The 22873-nt window shown below is 46.6% G+C and carries 26 protein-coding genes, 3 tRNA genes and 1 pseudogene; 5 read left to right on the plus strand and 25 right to left on the minus strand.

Features of this window, described 5'->3' with window-relative positions; genetic code table 11:
- Positions 1-41 precede the first annotated feature (41 nt).
- The 4 genes and pseudogenes from ACT6PV_RS12880 to ACT6PV_RS12895 all read right to left on the minus strand — a co-directional run.
- Positions 42-323: pseudogene (locus ACT6PV_RS12880) on the minus strand (phage integrase central domain-containing protein); the annotation flags it as partial.
- A 210-nt stretch (positions 324-533) separates the two neighbouring features.
- Positions 534-610, minus strand: a tRNA-Arg gene (locus tag ACT6PV_RS12885).
- 53 nt (positions 611-663) lie between these two features.
- Positions 664-740: transfer RNA gene (locus tag ACT6PV_RS12890), tRNA-Arg, on the minus strand.
- 18 nt (positions 741-758) lie between these two features.
- A tRNA-Ser gene (locus ACT6PV_RS12895) sits at positions 759-850 on the minus strand.
- A gap of 264 nt (positions 851-1114) precedes the next feature.
- Between ACT6PV_RS12895 and rnr the strand changes: the two genes are divergently transcribed.
- The 4 genes from rnr to ACT6PV_RS12915 all read left to right on the plus strand — a co-directional run bounded on the left by rnr (position 1115) and on the right by ACT6PV_RS12915 (position 6458).
- A complete protein-coding gene (gene rnr / locus ACT6PV_RS12900) occupies positions 1115-3553 on the plus strand; it encodes a ribonuclease R (RefSeq protein ID WP_445116708.1) in 2439 nt (812 codons plus the stop codon).
- A gap of 158 nt (positions 3554-3711) precedes the next feature.
- The gene (locus ACT6PV_RS12905; RefSeq protein ID WP_445117115.1) at positions 3712-5766 is read left to right on the plus strand and encodes a M3 family metallopeptidase; all 2055 of its coding nucleotides are present in this window, start codon (positions 3712-3714) and stop codon (positions 5764-5766) included.
- A 41-nt stretch (positions 5767-5807) separates the two neighbouring features.
- Positions 5808-6017, plus strand: a complete 210-nt coding sequence (locus tag ACT6PV_RS12910) for a YheV family putative zinc ribbon protein (RefSeq protein ID WP_445117116.1) — start codon at positions 5808-5810, stop codon at positions 6015-6017.
- Positions 6018-6032: 15 nt separating this feature from the next.
- Positions 6033-6458 carry a hypothetical protein gene (locus ACT6PV_RS12915; RefSeq protein ID WP_445116709.1) on the plus strand — a complete coding sequence of 142 codons (426 nt, stop codon included), beginning with the start codon at positions 6033-6035 and terminating at the stop codon, positions 6456-6458.
- Between the two features lie 172 nt (positions 6459-6630).
- On the opposite strand, the gene ACT6PV_RS12920 is transcribed toward ACT6PV_RS12915, so the two are convergent.
- The 5 genes from ACT6PV_RS12920 to ACT6PV_RS12940 all read right to left on the minus strand — a co-directional run bounded on the left by ACT6PV_RS12920 (position 6631) and on the right by ACT6PV_RS12940 (position 11964).
- Positions 6631-8829: a TRAP transporter large permease subunit gene (locus ACT6PV_RS12920; protein WP_445116710.1), complete on the minus strand. Its 2199-nt coding sequence runs from the start codon at positions 8827-8829 to the stop codon at positions 6631-6633.
- 179 nt (positions 8830-9008) lie between these two features.
- A complete protein-coding gene (rrtA, locus tag ACT6PV_RS12925; RefSeq protein ID WP_445117117.1) occupies positions 9009-9590 on the minus strand; it encodes a rhombosortase in 582 nt (193 codons plus the stop codon).
- A 49-nt stretch (positions 9591-9639) separates the two neighbouring features.
- Complete coding sequence (locus ACT6PV_RS12930) at positions 9640-10749, minus strand: hypothetical protein (RefSeq protein WP_445116711.1); 1110 nt, start codon at positions 10747-10749, stop codon at positions 9640-9642.
- Positions 10750-11293: 544 nt separating this feature from the next.
- Positions 11294-11701, minus strand: a complete 408-nt coding sequence (locus ACT6PV_RS12935; RefSeq protein WP_445116712.1) for a hypothetical protein — start codon at positions 11699-11701, stop codon at positions 11294-11296.
- 5 nt (positions 11702-11706) lie between these two features.
- Complete coding sequence (locus tag ACT6PV_RS12940; protein ID WP_445116713.1) at positions 11707-11964, minus strand: FAD assembly factor SdhE; 258 nt, start codon at positions 11962-11964, stop codon at positions 11707-11709.
- 184 nt (positions 11965-12148) lie between these two features.
- Here ACT6PV_RS12940 and ACT6PV_RS12945 point away from each other — a divergent pair, with 184 nt between their 5' ends.
- The gene (locus ACT6PV_RS12945) at positions 12149-13321 is read left to right on the plus strand and encodes an acyl-CoA dehydrogenase family protein (RefSeq protein WP_445116714.1); all 1173 of its coding nucleotides are present in this window, start codon (positions 12149-12151) and stop codon (positions 13319-13321) included.
- A 164-nt stretch (positions 13322-13485) separates the two neighbouring features.
- Here the strand turns inward: ACT6PV_RS12945 and ACT6PV_RS12950 are convergent, their stop codons facing one another.
- From ACT6PV_RS12950 to rplE, 16 genes are all read right to left on the minus strand, one after another.
- A complete protein-coding gene (locus ACT6PV_RS12950; protein ID WP_445116715.1) occupies positions 13486-14955 on the minus strand; it encodes a flavin-containing monooxygenase in 1470 nt (489 codons plus the stop codon).
- 183 nt (positions 14956-15138) lie between these two features.
- Positions 15139-15516, minus strand: a complete 378-nt coding sequence (gene rplQ / locus ACT6PV_RS12955) for a 50S ribosomal protein L17 (RefSeq protein WP_445116716.1) — start codon at positions 15514-15516, stop codon at positions 15139-15141.
- An 18-nt stretch (positions 15517-15534) separates the two neighbouring features.
- Positions 15535-16542, minus strand: a complete 1008-nt coding sequence (locus ACT6PV_RS12960; RefSeq protein ID WP_445116717.1) for a DNA-directed RNA polymerase subunit alpha — start codon at positions 16540-16542, stop codon at positions 15535-15537.
- 17 nt (positions 16543-16559) lie between these two features.
- Positions 16560-17186, minus strand: a complete 627-nt coding sequence (rpsD, locus tag ACT6PV_RS12965; RefSeq protein ID WP_445116718.1) for a 30S ribosomal protein S4 — start codon at positions 17184-17186, stop codon at positions 16560-16562.
- 12 nt (positions 17187-17198) lie between these two features.
- Positions 17199-17585, minus strand: a complete 387-nt coding sequence (rpsK, locus tag ACT6PV_RS12970) for a 30S ribosomal protein S11 (RefSeq protein ID WP_001040166.1) — start codon at positions 17583-17585, stop codon at positions 17199-17201.
- Between the two features lie 19 nt (positions 17586-17604).
- Positions 17605-17961 carry a 30S ribosomal protein S13 gene (gene rpsM / locus ACT6PV_RS12975; protein ID WP_445116719.1) on the minus strand — a complete coding sequence of 119 codons (357 nt, stop codon included), beginning with the start codon at positions 17959-17961 and terminating at the stop codon, positions 17605-17607.
- A 106-nt stretch (positions 17962-18067) separates the two neighbouring features.
- On the minus strand, positions 18068-18184 hold the full coding sequence (gene rpmJ / locus ACT6PV_RS12980; protein WP_039619814.1) for a 50S ribosomal protein L36: 117 nt from the start codon (positions 18182-18184) through the stop codon (positions 18068-18070).
- Between the two features lie 20 nt (positions 18185-18204).
- Positions 18205-19524, minus strand: a complete 1320-nt coding sequence (gene secY, locus ACT6PV_RS12985; RefSeq protein ID WP_445117118.1) for a preprotein translocase subunit SecY — start codon at positions 19522-19524, stop codon at positions 18205-18207.
- 45 nt (positions 19525-19569) lie between these two features.
- Entirely contained in the window at positions 19570-20010 is a 441-nt protein-coding gene (rplO, locus tag ACT6PV_RS12990) for a 50S ribosomal protein L15 (RefSeq protein ID WP_445116720.1), read from the minus strand.
- Between the two features lie 3 nt (positions 20011-20013).
- The gene (gene rpmD, locus ACT6PV_RS12995) at positions 20014-20190 is read right to left on the minus strand and encodes a 50S ribosomal protein L30 (RefSeq protein WP_089605404.1); all 177 of its coding nucleotides are present in this window, start codon (positions 20188-20190) and stop codon (positions 20014-20016) included.
- Between the two features lie 6 nt (positions 20191-20196).
- Entirely contained in the window at positions 20197-20694 is a 498-nt protein-coding gene (gene rpsE, locus ACT6PV_RS13000; protein ID WP_445116721.1) for a 30S ribosomal protein S5, read from the minus strand.
- Positions 20695-20696: 2 nt separating this feature from the next.
- A complete protein-coding gene (gene rplR / locus ACT6PV_RS13005; RefSeq protein WP_002049741.1) occupies positions 20697-21047 on the minus strand; it encodes a 50S ribosomal protein L18 in 351 nt (116 codons plus the stop codon).
- A 14-nt stretch (positions 21048-21061) separates the two neighbouring features.
- The gene (rplF, locus tag ACT6PV_RS13010) at positions 21062-21595 is read right to left on the minus strand and encodes a 50S ribosomal protein L6 (protein ID WP_445116722.1); all 534 of its coding nucleotides are present in this window, start codon (positions 21593-21595) and stop codon (positions 21062-21064) included.
- A gap of 13 nt (positions 21596-21608) precedes the next feature.
- Positions 21609-22004, minus strand: a complete 396-nt coding sequence (gene rpsH, locus ACT6PV_RS13015; RefSeq protein WP_445116723.1) for a 30S ribosomal protein S8 — start codon at positions 22002-22004, stop codon at positions 21609-21611.
- Between the two features lie 11 nt (positions 22005-22015).
- Positions 22016-22321 (minus strand): 30S ribosomal protein S14, encoded by a 306-nt coding sequence (rpsN, locus tag ACT6PV_RS13020; RefSeq protein ID WP_445116724.1) that lies wholly within the window; start codon positions 22319-22321, stop codon positions 22016-22018.
- 9 nt (positions 22322-22330) lie between these two features.
- Positions 22331-22867: a 50S ribosomal protein L5 gene (gene rplE / locus ACT6PV_RS13025; protein ID WP_445116725.1), complete on the minus strand. Its 537-nt coding sequence runs from the start codon at positions 22865-22867 to the stop codon at positions 22331-22333.
- Between the last annotated feature and the right edge of the window lie 6 nt (positions 22868-22873).

A 22873-nucleotide genomic window follows, 5' to 3' on the forward strand; every position in this document is an offset into this window, starting at 1 on the left:
TTTGTGTCAAAAGAATAAAGATAAACTATGAATAACTGATGTAACGCAGTAGCCCTAGTCACTACCGCAAAGTTTCCGTTCTGTGGTTTCTGTAGTTCAATATCCTCAATGAGATCATACTGAATCAGCTTTTTCTTACGTGCTGACCTAAATATCTGGTTAAAGTCTGGCTTAAGACGTTTGACAACAGACAATGCACCACGTTCGATAATCCGCTTAAGGACCTTAATCTCAAGTATTTTCAGGGGGTAAAGCTGTGGAAAGGTCAAATCACCAATGCAGGGATAAACATCGTGCCTTAAACGACGGATCGTTTCATCTTCCCCCTGCCCGGTCAGTACTATTTTGCCCATTTTATACTGAATGCCTGGTATCCAGACGAATTCAGGACAAGCGCCAGTGTCATATCCATGAACCATAAACAGCAGCAATATTACATGTTACAGCATTTACAGGGCCGGAATATCCGGGAAATGCCTGGACCAGGCACAAAAAAACCGCCTGATCAGCGGTTCATTGTTTGATGTTTTATCTGGTGCGCTCAGAGAGATTCGAACTCCCGACCCCTTAGTTCGTAGCCAAGTGCTCTATCCAGCTGAGCTATGAGCGCAAAATTGCAGCCTGATCATGCATGGCCGCTTCGTCAGTGTTCGTTTCTTTACCTGGTGCGCTCAGAGAGATTCGAACTCCCGACCCCTTAGTTCGTAGCCAAGTGCTCTATCCAGCTGAGCTATGAGCGCAAATAAGGTAAATAAACGTGGCGGTGAGAGAGGGATTCGAACCCTCGGTGGGAGTTAAAGCCCACGCTCCCTTAGCAGGGGAGTACCTTCAGCCACTCGGCCACCTCACCGTAACGAGCCGCCATAATACAAATTAAACACTGAATCTTCAAGTCACATTTAAAAAATATCTGTTTTTTTTGATCAATCAGATACTTTTTAAACAATATGCAGGTACTGCATTTATCGGGTCTGCAATGCCGTATTTTCCACATAGCCCTGATTCATACTGATTAAAAAAATAACGCCATAAAACATAATATTGCAATCATTTACGTGCAGTCTGCGTCTGCATGACTTATGCTAAACACATCTTCTGACATAAAGCTAAAAACATGATGAAAAACTGGGACGATCCTGAAGCCAGGACGGAAGCTGAACGTTACGACAATCCTATTCCCAGTCGTACATTGATCCTGGAAATAATTGAGCAAAAACAGACACCGGTCTCACATGCTGACCTGGTGGAACATTTTGATATTGCCGATCAAAAGAGCATAGACGCCCTGAGTCACCGCTTAAGTGCCATGGTTCGTGATGGTCAACTGATGAAGGACGGTTTCCAGTTTCAGTTAATGGCAGATCAGCCGACTTATGATGCCACGGTTTATATCAATGCCAAAGGCCTGGGGTCTGCCAGTCTGGATGGTAAAAAAGATGAAATTCTGTTGCCGGAGCGTGAACTGCGACTGGTCTTCCATGGAGACCGCGTCAAAGTCCAGCAGACTTCCGTGGACCGCAAAGGCAAGGCCTGGGGATATATTACCGAAGTCACCCAGCGCCGTGTCAGACAGATCATCGGTAAACTGGCAGAGCATGAAGGTGAATACTTCATTCAGCCTGCCGGTCCCAATGCACATCAGCCAATTCCACTGGAAAAGGAACTCATTGAACATGCGCAGGTCCGCACAGGCGATGCGCTGCGGATAGAAATTGATGATTTTCCAACCCGTGAGGAATTCGCAACCGGTCATATTATCCAGTCCATGGCCGACAAAGCCGATACGGAAATTATTATTCCACAAACCATTCTGGAATATGGACTGCCCTATGAGTTTCCTGAAGAGGTTGTGCAGGAAGCAGAAAGCTTTAAGGAACCCGGGGCCAGGGATCGTAAAGGGCGGATCGATCTGCGTGATTTACCGCTGGTGACCATTGATGGTGAAGATGCCCGGGATTTTGATGATGCCGTATATGCAGAAAAACGTCCGGGTGGTGGCTACAGGGTTGTGGTCGCCATTGCCGATGTCAGTCATTATGTCCGCCCGGACCAGCCGCTGGATAATGAAGCACAGGACCGTGGAACCTCTGTATACTTTCCCCACTTTGTTTTACCGATGCTGCCTGAAGCATTGTCCAATGGTCTATGTTCCTTAAACCCGCATGTGGACCGGTTATGTATGGTCTGTGATCTGACGCTGTCACGCACTGGCCGTGTCACCGGTTTTGAATTTTATCCATCGGTCATGCACTCCAAAGCCCGGCTCACCTATGACCAGGTGGCCCGATATTTTGAGGGAGACAGTGCCGCAATTCCGGCGGACCGTAATATCCAGAAATCACTGAATACGTTATTTCAGTTGTACCAGACCCTGAAAGGCCTACGTGCACAGCGCCATGCAATGGAATTTGAAACCGTCGAAACCTACATGACCTTTGACGAGCTGGGCGGCATCGACCAGATTCTGCCCCGCACCCGCAATGATGCCCACAAACTGATTGAAGAATGCATGTTACTGGCCAATGTGGCTGCAGCGGAATATGCGTTAAAACATGATATTCCCATGCTATACCGGGTGCATGAAGCCCCTGAGTTTTCCCGGATTCAGAAAGTCCGGGACTTTGTGAAATTACTGGGGCTGAACTTTCCGGAACAACCGACACAGGCAGACTATCAGGCCGTAATCGAAGCCACGAAAGATCGTATTGATGCGCCAAGTATTCATGCTGTACTGTTACGTTCCATGATGCAGGCCTATTACGGTGCCAGGAATGCCGGCCATTATGGTCTGGCCTATGAAGCCTATACTCATTTTACCTCACCGATTCGCCGCTATCCTGATCTGTTGCTGCATCGTGCCATTAAGGCGCAACTGGCGAAAAAACCCTATCCGCTGTCCGGAGCAGCACTGGATGATGCCGGAGAGCATTATTCTGCCACTGAGCGCCGTGCAGATGAAGCCTCACGCTCCGTCACCACCTGGCTGAAATGTCATTATATGCAACAGCATCTGGGCGAGGAGTTTACCGGTACCATCAGCGCAACTGCTGAATTCGGCTTATTTGTCACATTGAAAGACTTATATGTCGATGGCATGATTCACGTCAGTCAGCTGGGTGATGACTTCTTTGTTTTTGATCAGGCCAGTCAAAGTCTGATCGGTCAGAACCGTGGCCAGATCTTTGGCCTGGGTGACGAGGTCAGGGTCAAAGTCGCCGGGGTTAATCTTGAAGACCGTAAAATTGACTTTGAGTTGATCCAGCAACTGTCTCATGCGGGTCGTGTCATTCGCAGTCGTGCGCCACGTGTTGCAAAAGCGGCAGCCCCTACAGCGAAAGAAGAGAGCTTTAAAGAGCAGCCGGCAAAAGCAAAGCTCAGTAACGACAGTGAAAAACCGGTCCGTAAAAAGAAGGCCCCCGGTAAGCCAAGTTCTTATACCGGAAAGCCTGTCAAAAAAACGGAGACGAAATCCGAAAGCAAAGTAAAGGAAAAAGACAGGAAAAAATCCAGACCGAAAAAGAAAAAATCCAATGCGAAAGCAAAACAGGATTAGTTTTCACCGAAAGCCCTGCCAATGCAGGGCTTTTTGATCATTCGCCTGTTGCAGATCAATACCGATAAGCTTCCGTCCATCATATGACAATTAAAATCACCCTCCAGGCTTGATTTCCCTGAACAAAGCCCTTACATCTACAGATAACTCAGGAAATCATCTGGCACCAACACATGACATTAGACAAGGCAACCCTGCCGGTTCCCCGCTTTGACCAGCTTCGTCTGGAAACATTAAAACAGCAGATTGAACAGAACATTCAGCAGGGTCAGACCTTTCTGTCAGAGCTGACTCAGGTCCCGGAAAGTATCCAGCAACAGCTGAAGCTACTGGAACAACTGGATACGCTTGAAAACAGCATGAATGAGTCATGGGGAATTCTATCGCATTTGAATGCCGTCATGAACAATGCCGAAACCCGCGAACTGTATCAGTCCCTGTTACCTGCCTTGAGTGAATATTACACACAGCTGGGACAACACACGGTGCTCTATCAGACCTATCAGCATATTCATGATGCTGCGCTGTTTAGCAGCTTGCCTCCGGCACAGCAGAGTGCCATTAAACTGGCATTACGGGATTTCCGACTGTCCGGTGTAGCACTGCAGGGAGCAGCCAGAAAACGCTTTGCGGAAATTTCCGCGCGTTTATCACAACTGTCTTCAGACTTTTCCAACCATGTACTGGATGCCACACAGGCCTATGCCAGACCGCTGACAGAGCAACAGCTTCAGGGCCTGTCACAAAACAGTGTTGAGCTTTTAAAACAATATGGCCGGCAGCGTGACCTGGACCAGGCTGTGGCCACCCTGGACATGCCATCCTACCTGGCCATTATGACGTATGCAGATGACCGGGCTTTAAGGGAAGAGTTGTATAAAGCCTATACCACTCGGGCTTCTGACCAGTCGACACAGACTGAATTTGACAATACACCGGTGATGGAAGAAATCTTAAGCCTGCGTCAGGAAATTGCAGCATTGCTCGGTTTTGACCATTATGCCGCCTATTCATTGGCCAGTAAGATGGCGCCGGATGTCAAAACTGTAGATCAATTTCTGGTCGATCTGGCTGAACATGCCCATAAACCGGCACTCAGGGAAATTGAAGAACTGAACGCCATTGCCACAGCAGATGGAATTGACCAGTTACAGCCCTGGGATACCGCTTATTATTCTGAAAAGTTAAAACAACAGCAGTTCAATCTTTCTCAGGAATCGCTGAAACCCTACTTCCCGGCAGCCAGGGTCATCCAGGGCCTGTTCAGCATTGTCAATCGCCTGTACGGCATCAGCATTGTGGAGCGTGAAGCACCATTATGGCATCCGGATGTCCATTATTTCGAAGTGGAAGATCATGGTACAGTCACCGGCGGATTCTATTTTGACCTGTATGCCCGAAATGGCAAACGCGGTGGTGCCTGGATGAGCGGTTTCCGTTCACGTATGCAGACCAGAGACGGTTTACAAAAACCGATCTGCTACATGGTGGGTAATTTCACCCCGCCTGTCGGTGACCAGCCGGCCTTATTGACCCATGATGAAGTAGTGACTTTATTCCATGAGTTTGGACATGGCCTGCATCATCTGCTGACCGAAGTAGACAATATTTCAGTGGCGGGCACACACGGTGTGGCCTGGGATGCGGTTGAACTTCCCAGCCAGTTCATGGAGTTCTGGGCCTGGGACGCTGAAAGTCTGGCACTGATCAGTCAGCATATTCAAACCGGTGAAAGCCTTCCCCAGCACTTACTGACAGCCTTACTGGATGCCAGCTTCTTCCAGTCCGGTATGCAGACCCTGCGTCAGGTTGAGTTCGCACTGTTTGACCTGACCATTCATCGACAGACCCCGGCCCTGAAAGCAAGGCAGATCCAGCACAGCCTGAACCGGATCCGTGAACAGTTTGCAGTTGCACCGACCGCCAGTTACAACCGGTTCCAGCACAGTTTCAGCCATATTTTTGCAGGTGGTTATGCTGCCGGATATTATGCCTACAAATGGGCCGAAGTTCTGGCCAGTGATGCCTTTGACCGCTTTGAACACGAAGGTATATTCAACACCGCTACCGGTGCTGAGTTCCGTAAGGCAATTTTAGCGGTTGGCGGCAAGGACACGGCACTGGATGCTTTTGTACATTTTCGTGGACGGGAGCCTGAAATTGATGCATTGTTGCGTCATCAGGGTTGGACGAACACCCCTGAGAGCACTTAAACTAAGTCAGCAATTCATTCAGGTGTGGTGAGGATATGAAAATCAGACGTCGTTTCATTGCGGGGGCAAAGTGTCCGAAGTGTAACGCAGTGGATCGTATTGTCATGCTCACCACTGCCGATGCTGAATGGATTGAATGCGTCGAATGCGGTTATTCTGAAAATCGTCCCACACATGTTGACACCCCAGCGGAGCCGGAAATTGCAGATGAAATTGGGGTCATCCAGTTCCGTCCCCGCTCCGCAAAATAAACTGGATCCAGAACAATGAATAAAACACAAAGAGATAATCCCGGACTGATGTGGATCATTGCCGGCGGGCTGACTGTCGTCATCGTACTGCTTGCCCTGATTTTTATCTTGCTGAAACCGGATGATAAACCACAGCAGACCGCAACACCTGCACCAGCCATTGCTGAAAAGGCGGTTCCCGCGCCTCCGCAGCCCGTTGAACAGACCACGGCTTCTGAACCGGCAAATCAGGAACTGATCAATGAAAAAGCCCTGAGTGATGAAGTCCCCCAGAACGCCAGTCTTGCAAATGAAGAACTTGCCCGACTACAGGAGATTAAAAAGCAACTGGATTTACATGAGCAAATCCTGAAAGCTCAGCATGGTGATGCCGATCAATTAATCAAGTTAAAGGAAGAACAGATCAAATTACTGGAAGAACAGCAGAATCTGCAGCAGTAATACTCATCAGCCACATTTAAAAAGCGGCAACAGAAAGGGTCTGTATTTTCAGGCCCTTTTTTATTTCAGCAACTGTGCAGATCAGTGCCATGCCCTGACACACAGACATCATTTCCCTGTTATAGCGGCACAAAAAAACACCCGCAGGTGTTTTTTCAGTTGGGTCCCTTCATTATTTACCGGAATACCAGTCAAATAAATTGAGGAGATAAGGGACAAATGTGACCAGTGCCAGCGAAGTAAATAAGACAATAATCGGCAAGATCCAGCGTTCATAACGATAATAAAAACTGCTGTACATGGCTTTGGCCTCCGCATCTGCTGCGGCCACTTCCTCGTCGCCGACAGACAACCGGGTCAGCAGATGATTCAGTGCAACCGGCGGAGCCACATAGCCGAACTCAAATGCCACCAGCACAATCATCCAGAAATGGATCGGATGAATCCCATTTTCATAGGCGACCGGTGCAATGGTTGCAGCCACCAGGATCACCGCACCAAATGGATCTGTTGTCATACCAATTAATGCAAGTAACAATGCCATAAAGCCAAGAGTCACTAATATACTACCCAGGTGCGTTGGAATCATGGTCACGATTTCACTGCGTTCAATCAGACCACCAACACTTGCAGACAACGCCATCAGGATAATTAACGCACCAATATGACCAACACTTTCAGATGTTGCAAAACGAATTGCGCTACGGAAGCTACGTTTCGTTTCAGCAGTTTCACCATGCTCACGTAAGTATTCAGAATTTTTTTCATGCTGCAGGGCAAGTGCTTTATTTGGATTTTCTGGTATCGGTAATTTATTACCCAATAACTTATCAAATAAAATAAATGCCAATAACATGACTGGAAGAATTACAGGTGCTGTAAATTCATCCATTTTCGTGTCCAGACCAAATTTATAGAATCCGACAATGGCAAGAATAATCAGCACGTAGGGAATCACCGGAATCATGGCGCGTAACATTCCCGGCACGGCCACAACCGGTGGATTAATCCTGAATTTTTCCTCAGCAAGGAACAGCGAAACACTCAGGAAAATCAGCGATGTCAGCCAGAATACATAAATACCATGATTAAATAACTCATCTGAAGTGACATGACGGCTATCCAGCATTGAAATTAAGATCACCAATAGGCACGGACGTAATACAACACCCAATGAACCTGACATTGCTGAAACAGCCAGGGCATATTGACGACGTGCGCCTGAGTTCCACACTTCTTTATAGATAATTGCACCGGCAGCAACAACGAAGATTCCCGAAGCACCTGTATATGCTGTTGGAATTGCAGCACCAATCAAAATGATCCACGTCAACGTTTCAGGCGCCAGGTTCCAGGGACGAAGAATCGCCAGGAAAAGATCCATCACACGTGTCTGGGTCAATAACATACCAGCCCAGATAAACAGTGCCAAGTTGAGGAAGATATTTGAAAATTCAGTCAATAAGCCAAGGTAAATACCTTGTCCCATTGGGTAGTCCATAAAGAAAGTAAACGCAATACCCGTCACAATTGCCATAAAGGCATATAAAGGTATGCTCAACAACGCAAGCCCAAATTTACCGCCTTCTTCAGCATTTTCTGGTGTACGGAATAATTTAAACAGACTGATGACTGTTAGGACAACAAACAGGATCATCCATAGCCAATAGACCCCGATCGTTTCAAAGGTGGATTCAACACCGGAATTTAACACTGAACGATATTGGCTAATGACTGAGAAACTCAGTAACGTATTACCCAACACCATCGCAATATTGTAGACTTTAAAATCAAGCTTAGTACGTGCTGGACGTAGCCCAATATGATGCATCTTCAATGATGCTGTAATTGCAGCAATCACGACCATCAAAATCAGGATGAGTACGCGATGTTCAGAACCCCATTTCAATATCCAGAAGAAACCCGTTTCCATCGAACGATATGAACGAAGAGAAGGATGATCTTCCATATGTTTGATCAACTTATCATAGAACACATATTTTTGTTCACAATCCGTCTGAGCTGAAACGAATGAAGCGCGAACATCGGCCTCTGGTGTTAAACCAAAAAATGCCGCATCAGGATCACTGGCTTCCTGTTGCATTTTTTCTTTGACAAGCTTATCGATATCTACATTGCGGTCACATGAAGGTTTTTTGGGCTCAGCGCGTAAAAAGGAATATTGCATTCCTATTTTGTCATCTCCATATAGGCGTTCACCTAAACGAAGCATTTGCCCATGAATCATGTCTCCTGTCCCAATGATCAGGGTCAGCAATAAAAGCATCAGTATGGCAAATGTAGAAATCCACTGATTCCACAAATGGCTGATAAGACCTAAGCCCGATCTTTGTTCATGACTTGTCTTCATATCCTTTTCCACTATTATTCTTCATTGCTGAATCCATTTCAGTCAATAAAATCAACGTTTGATTCACTAAAATTATGAGACCTCACGGCCCCGGATATATTTTCATCTAATCTGCATCAATCTGGACCAGATTCAATACAAATATAATGACTCTGATTGCATGGTTTTAAATTTACCGGTCAACCACGCAAGCGTTGCAGACTGTATCGGTATGCCAGATAGACCACAGCACAGCCCGCTCCCCAGATGACGCCCAGTAAATGCGCTTCCACCAGTACAGGGCTGCCAATTAATTCAGCCGTCCGCAATGAACCGAAGGTATTCTCCCAGGCAATTTTTGCCAGCACCAGCAACAGTACCAGCAAAGCAAAGCCCCGCTCCCGCTTAAATTGCAGATAAAAAACAGCACAGGCCACATACAGCCCATGCAACACTCCCGACAGCCCCGCATACGCTTCAATATGCGGATAAAAATAATAAAATCCCAGACTGATCAGCGGTGACAGCGTCAACAGCAACAAAATTAAATAACGCTGTTTAATCTGCGGAAAAATAAAAGGCAGGCAGGCAAATGCCAGCATATTCAGCAGGAAATGAACCCAGCCAACATGCACCCAGTGCGCCGTCCACCATCGCCACGGTTCTGCAAAAAAATGAGGGCGCCAATAAATAAAAAACCGCTGAAATACCTGTAAACAAGCAGAAATACACAGGCAGACTGCCAGAAAAACAATTTTTCTGATCCACGCCTGATCATTCATCCAGCTTCGCCCTGCATTCATCAGGCAAATATCCCAATGTTCATATCCGTTATTGCTTCACCGGTGGCTGAGTTGAAGTCCCCGTGTCTGCTGGTGCTGAATCTGGCGTATCACTCTCACTGGATGGTGGCGCTTCAAATAATTCATCGTCTGCTGAACTGGTCTGATCATCCCAGAAAGTGCTCATACCGTCATCGGCAGCCCTGACGCCGGTATGCTCTGTCCAGTAACGGTCTGCAATACCCTGCACCATCTGACCGGCCATACTGTCAATCAGACGAAACTCTGGGTTTACCGGCTTCTCTTCTGCCCGGGATGCAGCATAGGCACGTAATGCATCACGGATTTTCGTGTCATCGCCACTGGCCTGAGCAGCCACGGCATACAATGCATGCGACAGACGCACGCCTTTCTGCTCACCAATCTGCATGGATTGTTTCAATGTCTGATACGGATCTGGTTTGCCTTCACCGGCACCCGGCAATAATGTCCAGATCACGGCACGGGTTGCATTGGGCGCACCCCAGAATTTAGTGTTGTCCAGACAGGTCATGCCGCGTTCAACAATCGCAGCAATATCTTTAGGTACGTTGGCCTGGCCACCGGAATTAATATCATTGGTCATGGACTGCAGGCCACTCAGCATCCCCAGCAGATACACGGTCTGATCCAGGTCCTTATGCATGGTCGGACAGGAATCCCCCAGTTTATATTTATATTTCGCCTGCCAGCGTTCTGCAAAGAGCTGATAACCGGTATATTGACGTTCAGCGGCAATTGCCGCCCAGCGTTTTTGTTCTATACGCGCATCCTGTGCTTCACTGACTTTACCGTCTTTTGAGGCACGTAAATAACGCAGTTCAGCCTCCAGTGCATGATTTTCAGCACACATTCCCGCCGACGCATACAGCAGCACAGCCATCTTTGTCGGGTCTGCGCCCATACCTTTTGTTGCCATCACCGCAGGCGTCAGCGCATTGCCTGAATTACAGGTCATATCGGTATCACCCATCGCCAGGATTGGCGGAACGACATGCTTTTCACTGAATGCCAGCGTTGCATTTGCCCCTGTTTTCACCACATAGGAACAACCGGATAAAACAGATGATGCAATGACGGCAGTCACCATAAAACGGCCTGCCTGAAGAAGCTTAGACATACTTCCTGTCCTCAATATAATTGTTTATTCCTTTTTTGCTTCAAGTATCAGACAGCATCTGAATTAAAGCGTACCTACCCTGATTATAGCTTGCCAATCTAGCATTGATCATGCTGCCAGGAATTGACCCAATTCGAATTTTATAAAAATTTTAGGCAAAAAAAAGTAGCATTGCGACGGTTCAGCACATGCTACTTATTAACTGATGAAACTCTAGGAGAGTTTCTTTAGTCTGGTTTTAGATTGTTCAATTCGTTCCCTCAACACGGTTCCCAGTCTCCCTACGACTATCGCCATAAATATGGCAACCACCAGGAACAACCACGTATGAACTTCACCCATCTGAGATTCCTCATTCGCTGTTGGTTTTTTTAATGTACATGCGGATCAGGAAATATGCAGACATAATTGTCTGACAATTTGTCTTTCCGGGAATTTTCTATTGATCTGACTGGACAAAAATATCAAAATACATCCAGATTAAACATAAGTATATGATTTTTAATAGTTATTAAAAATAATTTATATTTTAATTGTCAGACAATTACCCCAGTTTTATTCTTGTTTTCAGCATTTTCCACTGTTTTTCCGGCAACTGATCCCGCCAGACCAACAGGGAATCCACCTTTTTTGAACGAAAACGGATCACTGCATAAAAATGATGATCCGTCATTTTAACCATTTCCACCCGGTATGTCTGACCGGACGGCTCAAAAATCAACGACCAGTATTGATGATCCAGCTGCCTGAACTGTCTGACCCCGGCACGCTTAAGCAGGACAAACCAGGCCACGCATGCCACCAGCAGGGAAAGCAACCATATAACCGGCGTCAGCACAGCATAAAGACAAAAACCAGTCAGCACCAGGGAACTCAGCTGAAATACAATGGCCATGCGGCTGCGTGTCAGGGTAAAACATGAATAGGCCGGCGACTCATCCCGCTCAATCATCCACTTCAGCCATGAACATAGTGTTTCAGTTTGACAATCAGTTGTTTTAATTCAGGACGCGGTGGCGCTGAAACTTCCATGAACCAATCCAGCAGATCCGGATCCTCCTGATCCACCAGCATTTTAAATAAGGCTTTTTCTTCGTCATCCGCCTGCAAATAATGTTGTTTGACGTAAGGATCAAAATACACATCAATTTCCTTTAAACCACGACGTGCACGATAAATGACCTTGCGTTCTTCCAGCGTTATATCATCAGACATGTTATTTCCCCGAATTATTCCTATCCAAGTTTAACCGATTCAGCCACCGACACAGCAAATAAATTGATCGAATGGCCGGATCGATCATTTCTGTGAAATAAATGAGCATTCATCTCATTGTAGCGGTCAGGCGCTTCTTTTACTTTCTTTAATCACACCATAACACTGCATAAGGATAGCAAAAATGCAATCAGGCGCAATCCGACCACTGGCCAACATGTTACCACGCACTCTTTTCAATGCTGAACACGACGCCTTTCGTGAAACTGTACGCAAATTTTATGAAAAGGAAGTGGTTCCCAACATCGCGAAGTACGAACAGCAGCAGCATGTCGACCGTGAGCTGTGGAATAAGGCCGGTGACATGGGGTTGTTATGCGCCACCATGCCTGAAGAATATGGCGGTTCGGGTGTGGATCGGCGCTACAGCATGATTCTGATTGAAGAGCAGGCCTATGCCATGGATTCATCAACCGGCTTTTCTCTACATTCCGATATTGTTGCCAACTACATTAATCATTTTGGCAATGACACACAGAAGAAAAAATGGCTGCCACAAATGGCATCGGGTGAAACCGTCACTGCCATTGCCATGACAGAACCCGGCACCGGCTCTGATTTACAGGCAGTACGTACCACTGCGGTACTGGAGGGAGATGAATATGTCATTAACGGTTCCAAAATCTTCATTACCAATGGCTACCTGTGCGACATGGTTATTGTGGTGTGCAAAACCGGTGCAGGTGAAAAAGGTTCCGCCAATTTGTCCCTGATGATTGTTGAAGCAGACCGGGCAGGTTTCAGTAAGGGCAAACCATTAAACAAAATTGGCATGAAAGGCCAGGACACCTGCGAGCTATTTTTCGACAATGTCCGTGTTCCCCGGGAAAACCTGCTGGGCATGGAAGGCATGGGTTTTATCATGCTGATGAAGGAACTTGCCTGGGAACGCCTGTTGGTCGCCATCATCTGCCAGGCAGGTGCTGAAGCCTCATTTGCACACACAGTACAGTACACCCGGGATCGCAAAGCTTTCGGCAAGCCGATTGGCAACTTTCAGAATACCCGTTTCAAACTTGCAGAATTACGTACAGAGATTGACTTCTGTCGCGCCTATCTGGATCGCTGCATGGAACTGCAACTGACAGAACAACTGGCTGTTGACGCTGCTGCTGCAGCAAAATATAAAATTTCCGACATGTTTTCTTCGGTCGTGGACGAATGTCTGCAACTGCATGGCGGTTATGGCTATATGCTGGAGTATCCCATTGCACGTGCCTATATTGACAACCGGGCCAACCGGATTTACGCCGGCACCAATGAAATTATGAAAGAGTTAATTTCACGTTCATTGTAGTCAACCATTCAGGGGTGGCATTGGCTGAGTACCCAAAATCGCAGCAACCCGTAGCATTACTGCCACGGGCACTGATCAGAGCTGATGACTGATGCTCATGGTTACGTGACTTTTACTGACTTATGATGATGGTCAACAGGATCAGTCACGCACTCCTGTTGAGATCATACCGCAGCGGCACGTTTGTGGAACTTCAATATGCCATCATTAAAACTGGCATTTTTTAATGCCTTACGATCTGCAAGATAGTTGTTGGTCACTTTCCAGGGAGCATGTCTACCCTGTTTCGGCATAACATGCGCTGCTCGTGCGATATAACCGGAACTCAGGCCACCCATGACGGTCTCTTCCATGCGCTCACCCTGATCCGCCGCTGCGATTACTTCATCATAGCCCTGACGATCCATATAGTTGATCAGGCGGCAAATGTAATCAGCGGCAATATCAACCTTAAGCGTCCACGACGCATTAATATAGCCGATAATCATGGCCATATTCGGCACATCACTGACCATGACGCCGTGATACAACATATTCTTTGAGGTATCCAGTGGCCGGCCATCAATCGAAGCTTTCATGCCCCCTAAAATCTGGATTTCAAGACCGGTTGCCGACACAATGATATCCGCATCCAATTGCTGGCCGGATTTCAGCTGAATGCCTGTTTCAGTAAATTTCTTAATCTGATCTGTTTCAACACTGGCTCGACCTGAACGCAGAGCTCTAAACAGGTCTCCATCGGGAACCACACACAGACGCTGATCCCAGGGATTGTAGCTTGGCGTGAAATGTTTGATATCAGTAGTTGAACCTTTTAATTGACGTTCAATTCGCCTCAGTAAAAAATTTCTAACGGTTTTAGGATGATTCTGTGCCAAAGCATATAAGCCACGCTGAATTCCGATATTACGTACACGAGTCAGTTTATAGGCAACATCTTCTGGCAATACTTTACGCATTTTGTCATAAACAAAATCGATGGACGGAATGGACGTAATATAGGTGGGTGAACGCTGCAACATGGTTACATGCTGTGCGCCACCCTTCACCATAGCCGGTACCAGGGTAATTGCCGTTGCACCACTGCCAATAATGACCACCTTTTTACCGGCATAGTCCAGCTGTTCCGGCCAGTGCTGCGGATGAATCAACTGGCCCTTAAAAGTCTCCTGATTCGGGAAATTCGGCTGGAAGCCCTGATCATAATTATAATAACCTGTACACCCTACGACAAAATTTGCCATCCAGGTCTGCTGTTGCTGCTGATCATCTTCAATCTGCACCACCCACTTTTTAATGGATGAATCATAATTCGCTGACAACACCCGGTGTTTAAAATGAATTTTATTATGCAGCTGAAATTCATCCACCACTTCTGCCAGATATTGTTTAATTGAACCAGCATCCGCCAATACACTGGCCTTCCGCCATGGCTTAAAATTAAAGCCGAATGTCGACATGTCTGAATCCGAACGAATGCCGGGATATTTAAACAGATCCCATGTCCCACCAATATTTTCACGTCGTTCCAGCAGCTCAAATTGCCGGCCCGGACAATTTTTTAAGAGGTGTACTGCAACACCAATACCCGAGATCCCGGCACCTGCAATCAGAATATCAACTTGCTTTTCCATGCTATTTTTATAACCTGTTCATCAATACATTTTCATTAAAACACAAATTTGACAATGTGCAATGTCAGATTTGCATTATTCCAGTATATTTCATGTCATTTCAGGACAATTGCTGGAAACTGTCCGACAATATGCATAAAAAAGGCCGGTTAAATAACCGGCCTTTTTTAAAATCATCAGCAATTATTCTGCTGAAGAATTAACTTCACGATCCACGAGTTCAACATAAGCCATCGGCGCAGCATCACCTGCACGAAAGCCTGCTTTAAGAACACGCAGATAACCGCCGTTACGTTCTTTATAACGAGGGCCAAGCACTGTAAATAATTTACCTACAGTTGCGGCTGAACGAGTACGAGCAAACGCCAGACGACGGTTTGCTACAGTATCGTTTTTAGCTAAAGTGATTAAAGGCTCAGCAACACGACGTAACTCTTTCGCTTTAGGCACAGTTGTTTTAATCAACTCGTGTTCAAACAAAGAATTCGCCATATTTTGGAACATCGCTTTACGATGACTGCTGGTACGGCCTAATTTCACACCACTATTACGATGACGCATGGTGATAGTCCTACTTAATTAACGGCTACGATAGGCAAAGCGATCGTCCATGCGCAGACTGGCTGGTGGCCAGTTTTCCAGACGCATGCCGAGTTGCAAGCCTTTTGAAGCCAGCACATCTTTAATCTCAGTCAACGATTTTTTACCCAGGTTAGGCGTTTTCAGCAACTCAACCTCAGTACGTTGAACAAGATCACCAATGTAGTAAATATTTTCTGCTTTCAAACAGTTGGCAGAACGAACAGTAAGTTCCAGATCATCCACTGGACGAAGCAGGATCGGATCAACTTCTTCACGTGGTTCCTGAGCAACAGGCGCCTGGTCCTTCTGAAGATCAACAAAAATTGCAATTTGCTGTTGCAGGATTGTTGCCGCTTTGCGGATTGCTTCTTCAGGATCAACCGTCCCGTTGGTTTCAAGATCAATGACCAGTTTATCAAGGTCGGTACGCTGTTCCACACGCGCATTTTCAACGGTGTAGGAAACACGTTTGATCGGACTATAGGAAGCATCCAGCTGCAGGCGACCTACAGGACGTGTTTCCCCTTCAGGAAAACGTGAGTCAGATGTTTCATAACCGCGACCCTGAGAAACCTTCAGGCGCATTTTCAATGAACCTGAAGCACTCAATGTACCGATCAGATGGTCAGGATTAACCACTTCAACATTATGAGGTAAACGAAGATCAGCAACAGTTACATCGCCAGGACCCTGTTTCTCCAATGTCAGATAAGCTTCATTCTGATCGAACAACTTGATCGACAATCCTTTAAGGTTCAGCAAGAGCTCGACGATGTCCTGCTGCAAGCCTTCCAAAGTACTGTACTCGTGTTCGACACCTTCAATCTCAACTTCAACCACAGCAGCGCCAGGTAAAGAAGACAGAAGGATACGACGTAAAGCATTACCAAGAGTATGACCAAAGCCACGCTCCAGAGGTTCCAGAATCACTTTTGCCGAGGTCCCGCTTGCCGCTTCGACCTTAATCGCTTGCGGAGTTAGAAACTCGTTTGCAGTACGCGTCATTATTGCTACCTCAAGGATTATTTAGAATACAATTCCACAATCAGGCTTTCGTTGATTTCAGCAGGTAAATCAGAACGATCCGGTGCAGCTTTAAACGTACCTTCCAGCTTGGAATGGTCAATTTCCATCCATGAAGGAGTACCACGCTGAGCAGCTAATTCAATTGCGTTTTTAATACGCAACTGTTGCTTAGCACCTTCATGAACTGCAATTACATCACCGGCTTTCACCTGAATGGACGCGATATTTACACGACGGCCGTTCAGCGTAATGCTGCGGTGAGATACCAGCTGACGGGCTTCTGCACGTGTAGAACCAAAACCCATACGATAAACAACGTTATCCAGGCGGCTTTCAAGCAGTTTCAACAGGTTTTCACCGGTTGCACCCTTAACACGGGCAGCTTCTTTATAGTAATTACTAAATTGACGCTCTAACACACCGTACATACGACGTACTTTTTGTTTTTCACGTAATTGTAGTGAATACTCAGATTGTTTGCCACCACGAGCTCCACCATGCTGGCCAGGAGCTTTAGCAGCTTTTTTAGTTTTGACGTCAAATGGTTTAACGCCAGATTTCAGTTGCAGGTCTGTCCCTTCGCGGCGAGAGAGTTTGCATTTTGGACCAATATAACGAGCCATGAATGATTCTCCTTAGACGCGACGTTTTTTGGGTGGACGGCAACCGTTGTGCGGAATTGGAGTCACATCGGTAATGCTGTTAATTTTATAACCCACTGCACCTAATGCACGAACCGCAGATTCACGACCAGGACCAGGACCTTTTACAAGGACGTCCAGGTTTTTCAAACCGTAATCCAGAGCTGCCTTACCAGCAACTTCAGCAGCTACCTGAGCAGCAAACGGTGTTGATTTACGTGATCCACGGAAGCCTTGTCCACCTGAGGTGGCCCAAGCCAGTGCATTACCCTGACGATCAGTAATAGTCACAATGGTGTTATTAAAAGAAGCGTGAATGTGTGCAACACCTTCAGAGACGGTACGGGTGACCTTCTTGCGTGTGCGAGTATCTTTAGCCATCTTTTAGCTTCCAGAAATCTTATTTCTTAATTGGTTTGCGCGGACCTTTACGGGTACGTGCGTTAGTTTTGGTGCGTTGTCCGCGGACAGGCAAGCTACGACGATGACGAAGGCCGCGATAGCAACCCAGATCCATTAAACGTTTAATGTTCATGGAAATTTCACGACGTAAATCACCTTCGGTCGGAACCTTGGCAATTTCTGCGCGAATCGCATCAAGCTGAGCATCATCCAATTCACGAATTTTAGTAGTAGTCTGAATGCCGGCAGCAGCTAAGATATTCTGAGCAGTGCGACGACCAATACCAAATATGTACGTGAGGGAGATAACAGCGTGCTTGTTATCCGGAATGTTTACACCGGCAATACGAGCCATTCAATCTTCTCCAAAAAGGCAGTAGAGATAATCAACCGCCCCACAAAATCTTGAGGGGCGGATAATAACCCAATTAGCCTACTGAAATCAACAGGTCTTGATCAGATTAACCCTGACGCTGCTTATGACGGGGTTCTGCGCTGCAAATTACGCGAATTACCCCATTACGACGGATAACTTTACAGTTACCACATATTTTCTTTACAGAAGCCTGTACTTTCATGATGAAACCTCTAAGTGCGCTTATCCCTTGGGATGAGCAGTCGTTTTTCTCATTAACGTCTGATTATCATACTGGTGCGAAGTCAGATGTGCCTGTAACTGCGCCATAAAGTCCATTACAACAACCACTACAATCAGTAAGGAGGTTCCACCCAGATGGAATGGAATACCAAACGAACTTTGCAGAATCATCGGCATTAAACAGATGATGGTAATGTAAATGGCACCAATAAACGTCAAACGGTTAAGAATATGATCCAGGTAACGAGCAGTTTGCTCACCTGGGCGAATACCCGGTACATAAGCGCCGCTGCGTTTCAGATTCTCTGACACTTCCTTTGGACTGAACACAAGTGCAGTATAGAAGTAACAGAAGAAAATGATTAACGCACCGAACAGCACCAGATATAAAGGCTGTCCAGGTGATAGCACCAATGCCAGTTCCTGCAGACCGCGTTTTACCATACCGGCATTCGGATCAGTACTTCCCAGCCATTGCCCCAGGCTTGCCGGGAACAACAACAGTGAACTTGCAAAAATTGCCGGAATCACCCCTGCCATATTAATTTTCAATGGCAAATGGGTTTGCTGGGCCGTAAACAAACGACGGCCTTGCTGTTTCTGGGCATAATTTACAGGTATGCGCCGCTGAGCCTTTTCAATAAACACAATCGCTGCAAGAACAGCCAGGGAAAGCAAACCAAAAACCGCCAGGCTGATTAAGCTGGACTGACCATTTTGCACCGATGTAAATGACTGGATAATCAGATTTGGTAATCCAGCCACAATACCTGCAAAAATAATCATGGAAATACCATTACCAATACCACGTTCGGTAATCTGTTCTCCCAGCCACATCAGGAACATTGTTCCTGCAACCAGTGAGGTAACTGCCGGAACATAAAATGCCAGACCTGAAGTCAGGGTAATTCCCTGACTGATCAGACCGGCACACATTCCGATACCCTGCACCAATGCAAGGAATAAGGTGCCATAACGCGTATATTGATTAATTTTACGCTTACCCTGCTCGCCTTCCTTTTTTAATGCTTCCAGCGAAGGAACCACGGTCGACATCAACTGCACAATAATCGAGGCAGAAATGTACGGCATGATACCCAGTGCAAGAATGGACATTCTTTCGAGTGCCCCGCCCGAGAACATATTAAACAAGCCAAGGAAAGTACCTTCATTGGCTTTAAAAAAACGTTCCAGTGCAACATTATCAATGCCCGGTAACGGAATATGCGCTCCCAGTCGAAAGACCACCAATGCACCGACCAGAAACATCAGTCGGCGAATAATTTCACGATATTTCACATGAAATGGCTGGCCTTTCATCATGTGAACATGACCAGAAGAACCAGGAGACATCGTCACTGGCGATTACTCCTCGACTTTGCCGCCAGCTGCTTCAACAGCAGCTTTAGCGCCCTTAGTCACGGCAACACCCTGTACAGTCACTGCACGGGTGATTTCACCAGAAAGTACAATGCGCGCACGTACCATATCTTTACGTACCACATTCGCAGCTTTCAATGTTTCAAGTGAAACAATATCACCTTCAACCTTGGCAAGTTCGGACAGACGTACTTCAGCAGTTTTCAATGCCAACTGGCTGGTGAAACCGAATTTAGGCAGACGGCGATATAACGCAGTCTGACCGCCTTCAAAGCCCGGACGTACGCCGCCACTTTTACGTGACTTCTGACCCTTGACACCACGGCCACCGGTCTTACCAACGCCAGAACCAATACCACGGCCTACACGACGATTGTCACGTTTTGCACCATCAGCAGGTGCAAGCTCATTTAAACGCAGAGTCATGGCTTATTCCTCTACACTGACCATATAGTAGACTTTGTTGATCATACCGCGGTTGGAAGGTGTATCCACAACTTCCACTGTATGACCAATACGACGCAGACCTAAACCCTGCAGGCAAAGTTTATGATTTTTTAAACGATGCGCAGAAGATTTAGTCTGGGTAACTTTAATCGTTTTCATGATTGATTACCCTTGAATTTGTTCTACGGACAGACCACGTTTCGCAGCAACTTTCTCAGGAGAAGTCATATCACGCAAACCTTTAAAAGTTGCGTTAACTACGTTTGCAGCGTTGGTAGAACCATAACATTTAGCAAGCACGTTCTGCACACCGGCAGCTTCCAGCACGGCACGCATTGCGCCACCGGCAATTACACCGGTACCTTCAGAAGCAGGCTGCATATAGACACGACTTGCACCATGACGGGAATTCACAGGATGCTGCAGTGTTGTACCTGCAAGATCAACTGTAATCATGTTGCGACGTGCCGCTTCAAGCGCCTTGGAAATAGCCGCTGGCACTTCACGCGCCTTACCACGACCAAAACCTACGCGACCATTACCATCACCCACCACAGTCAGTGCTGTGAAAGAGAAGATACGACCACCCTTAACAACTTTGGCTACACGATCAACGGCAACCAGTTTCTCAACGAGACCTTCGTTTTGTTCAACTTTAGCCATGATTAGAACTCCAGACCGTTTTCACGGGCAGCATCAGCCAGGGCCTTGATACGACCATGATATTTGAAACCAGAACGGTCAAATGCAACTTTGGTTACACCTGCTGCTTTCGCACGTTCCGCGATTAATGCACCAACTTTAGTTGCTGCATCAACGTTACCGGTAGTACCGCTACGTAATGATGCATCCAAAGTAGAAGCCTGAGCTAAAACTTTGCCACCATCTGCTGAAATAACCTGAGCATAGATGTGACGCGGCGTGCGGTTTACACACAAACGAGTCGCACCCAGTGCACGGATGTGCAAGCGTGTGCTTTTCGCACGACGCAAACGGGATTGTTTCTTTTCGTTCATAAGAACCTCGCGCCTTATTTCTTCTTAGCTTCTTTACGAAGAACAACTTCGTCCGAATAACGAACACCCTTACCTTTATATGGCTCTGGTGGACGGTATCCACGGATATCTGCAGCTACCTGACCCAACGTATGTTTGCTGGCTGATTTCAGAATGATTTCAGTCGCAGTTGGAGTTTCAGCAGTTACACCTTCAGGAAGTTTATAATCGATCGGGTGTGAGTAACCGAGGTTAAGGTTAATAACATTCCCTTTTACCGCAGCTTTATAACCAACACCAATAAGTTGTAACTTACGTTCGAAACCTTCGCTGACACCTTTTACAAGGTTATTAAGAACAGCGCGAGCAGTACCAGCCTGCATCCAGGCGTCTTTCGACTCCTTTACCGGAGCAAGTTGAAGTTTACCTTCTTCCTGTTTCAGCTCGACCAGCGCATGCAGGCTGAAAGACAACGTACCTTTGCTGCCTTTCACTTCGACCTGCCGGCCGTTCTGAGTAACTGTCACACCATTGGGTACAGTTACTGGGGCTTTAGCCACACGAGACATGAGGAATCACCTATTAAGAAACAAAAGCAATAACTTCACCACCAACGCCTGCAGCACGTGCAGCGCGATCAGTCATGATGCCTTTGCTTGTAGAAACAATTGCAATACCCAGACCTTGCTTAACGCTTGGTAGTTTATTTTTACCGCGATACTGGCGCAGGCCTGGACGGCTTACACGTTTCACAGTTTCAATAACTGGTTTGCCTTCGAAATATTTTAACGTAATCGTCAGTGTAGGTTTGCCTTCATTTTCAGCTACTTCCACATCTGAGATATAACCCTCTTGCTGAAGAACATTTGCAATTGCAACCTTCAGCTTGGAGTTCGGCATTGAAACAGTCTGTTTCTTTGCCATTTGTGCGTTACGAACACGGGTCAGCATGTCGGCAACGGTATCTTGCATACTCATTTAGTCGCTCCTTACCAGCTTGCCTTAACAACGCCTGGTACATCACCCTGCATTACTGTGTCACGTAATTTGTTACGGCTTAAACCGAACTTACGGAAGTAACCATGAGGACGACCAGTCAGACCACAACGATTACGCAGACGTACCGGAGATGCATTACGCGGCAGCGCCTGTAATTTCAGCATCGCCTGAAAGCGCTCTTCATCAGTTGCATTGATATTTGCAATGGTTGCCTTTAATTCGGCACGTTTTGCAGCATATTTAGCAACTGTATTCTCGCGCTTCAATTCGCGATTAATCATACTTTTCTTAGCCATATCGACCTCTTATTTGAACGGGAAGCCGAATGCACGCATAAGCGCACGGCCTTCGTCATCGGTGCGAGCAGTCGTAGTAATGGTAATGTCCATACCACGAATACGATCAATCCTGTCAAAATCGATTTCAGGGAACATAATCTGTTCCTTCAAACCCAGCGAGTAGTTACCACGACCATCAAATGATTTCGCAGAGAAACCACGGAAGTCACGGATACGCGGGATTGCAATCGAAATCAGACGGTCCAGGAATTCATACATCTGGTCGCCACGCAAGGTCACTTTACAACCGATTGGCCAACCATCACGGATTTTAAAACCTGCGATTGATTTACGCGCAAGAGTAAGCACTGGTTTTTGACCAGCGATTGCCTGCATATCAGCCAGTGCACCATCCAATAATTTCTTATCAGCTGAAGCTGCACCAACACCCATATTCAGGGTAATTTTAGTAATGCGTGGAGTTTCCATCACATTTGCAAGACCAAGTTCTTCTTTCAACTTCGTCTTGAGTTCGTCATTATAACGTGCTTTAAGTCTGGCCATTGCCGT

It is taken from the genome of Acinetobacter sp. WZC-1, from assembly GCF_052544965.1.

Excerpts from the sequence above, each read along its gene's own strand:
- rrtA (WP_445117117.1), bottom strand. The coding sequence starts at position 9,590 with ATGAATGATCAGGCGTGGATCAGAAAAATTGTTTTTCTGGCAGTCTGC.
- ACT6PV_RS12945 (WP_445116714.1), top strand. The coding sequence starts at position 12,149 with ATGCAATCAGGCGCAATCCGACCACTGGCCAACATGTTACCACGCACT.
- rnr (WP_445116708.1), top strand. The coding sequence starts at position 1,115 with ATGATGAAAAACTGGGACGATCCTGAAGCCAGGACGGAAGCTGAACGT.
- ACT6PV_RS12920 (WP_445116710.1), bottom strand. The coding sequence starts at position 8,829 with ATGAAGACAAGTCATGAACAAAGATCGGGCTTAGGTCTTATCAGCCAT.
- rpmD (WP_089605404.1), bottom strand. The coding sequence starts at position 20,190 with ATGAAAACGATTAAAGTTACCCAGACTAAATCTTCTGCGCATCGTTTA.
- rpsN (WP_445116724.1), bottom strand. The coding sequence starts at position 22,321 with ATGGCTAAGAAAAGTATGATTAATCGCGAATTGAAGCGCGAGAATACA.
- rplR (WP_002049741.1), bottom strand. The coding sequence starts at position 21,047 with ATGAACGAAAAGAAACAATCCCGTTTGCGTCGTGCGAAAAGCACACGC.
- ACT6PV_RS12940 (WP_445116713.1), bottom strand. The coding sequence starts at position 11,964 with ATGTCTGATGATATAACGCTGGAAGAACGCAAGGTCATTTATCGTGCA.
- rpsH (WP_445116723.1), bottom strand. The coding sequence starts at position 22,004 with ATGAGTATGCAAGATACCGTTGCCGACATGCTGACCCGTGTTCGTAAC.
- ACT6PV_RS12960 (WP_445116717.1), bottom strand. The coding sequence starts at position 16,542 with ATGACGCGTACTGCAAACGAGTTTCTAACTCCGCAAGCGATTAAGGTC.
- rplO (WP_445116720.1), bottom strand. The coding sequence starts at position 20,010 with ATGACTCTGCGTTTAAATGAGCTTGCACCTGCTGATGGTGCAAAACGT.
- rplF (WP_445116722.1), bottom strand. The coding sequence starts at position 21,595 with ATGTCTCGTGTGGCTAAAGCCCCAGTAACTGTACCCAATGGTGTGACA.
- rpsE (WP_445116721.1), bottom strand. The coding sequence starts at position 20,694 with ATGGCTAAAGTTGAACAAAACGAAGGTCTCGTTGAGAAACTGGTTGCC.
- rplQ (WP_445116716.1), bottom strand. The coding sequence starts at position 15,516 with ATGCGTCATCGTAATAGTGGTGTGAAATTAGGCCGTACCAGCAGTCAT.
- rpmJ (WP_039619814.1), bottom strand. The coding sequence starts at position 18,184 with ATGAAAGTACAGGCTTCTGTAAAGAAAATATGTGGTAACTGTAAAGTT.
- rpsD (WP_445116718.1), bottom strand. The coding sequence starts at position 17,186 with ATGGCTCGTTATATTGGTCCAAAATGCAAACTCTCTCGCCGCGAAGGG.
- rplE (WP_445116725.1), bottom strand. The coding sequence starts at position 22,867 with ATGGCCAGACTTAAAGCACGTTATAATGACGAACTCAAGACGAAGTTG.
- ACT6PV_RS12915 (WP_445116709.1), top strand. The coding sequence starts at position 6,033 with ATGAATAAAACACAAAGAGATAATCCCGGACTGATGTGGATCATTGCC.
- ACT6PV_RS12930 (WP_445116711.1), bottom strand. The coding sequence starts at position 10,749 with ATGTCTAAGCTTCTTCAGGCAGGCCGTTTTATGGTGACTGCCGTCATT.
- rpsK (WP_001040166.1), bottom strand. The coding sequence starts at position 17,585 with ATGGCTAAAGATACTCGCACACGCAAGAAGGTCACCCGTACCGTCTCT.
- ACT6PV_RS12950 (WP_445116715.1), bottom strand. The coding sequence starts at position 14,955 with ATGGAAAAGCAAGTTGATATTCTGATTGCAGGTGCCGGGATCTCGGGT.
- ACT6PV_RS12935 (WP_445116712.1), bottom strand. The coding sequence starts at position 11,701 with ATGATTGAGCGGGATGAGTCGCCGGCCTATTCATGTTTTACCCTGACA.
- rpsM (WP_445116719.1), bottom strand. The coding sequence starts at position 17,961 with ATGGCTCGTATTGCCGGTGTAAACATTCCGGATAACAAGCACGCTGTT.
- secY (WP_445117118.1), bottom strand. The coding sequence starts at position 19,524 with ATGAAAGGCCAGCCATTTCATGTGAAATATCGTGAAATTATTCGCCGA.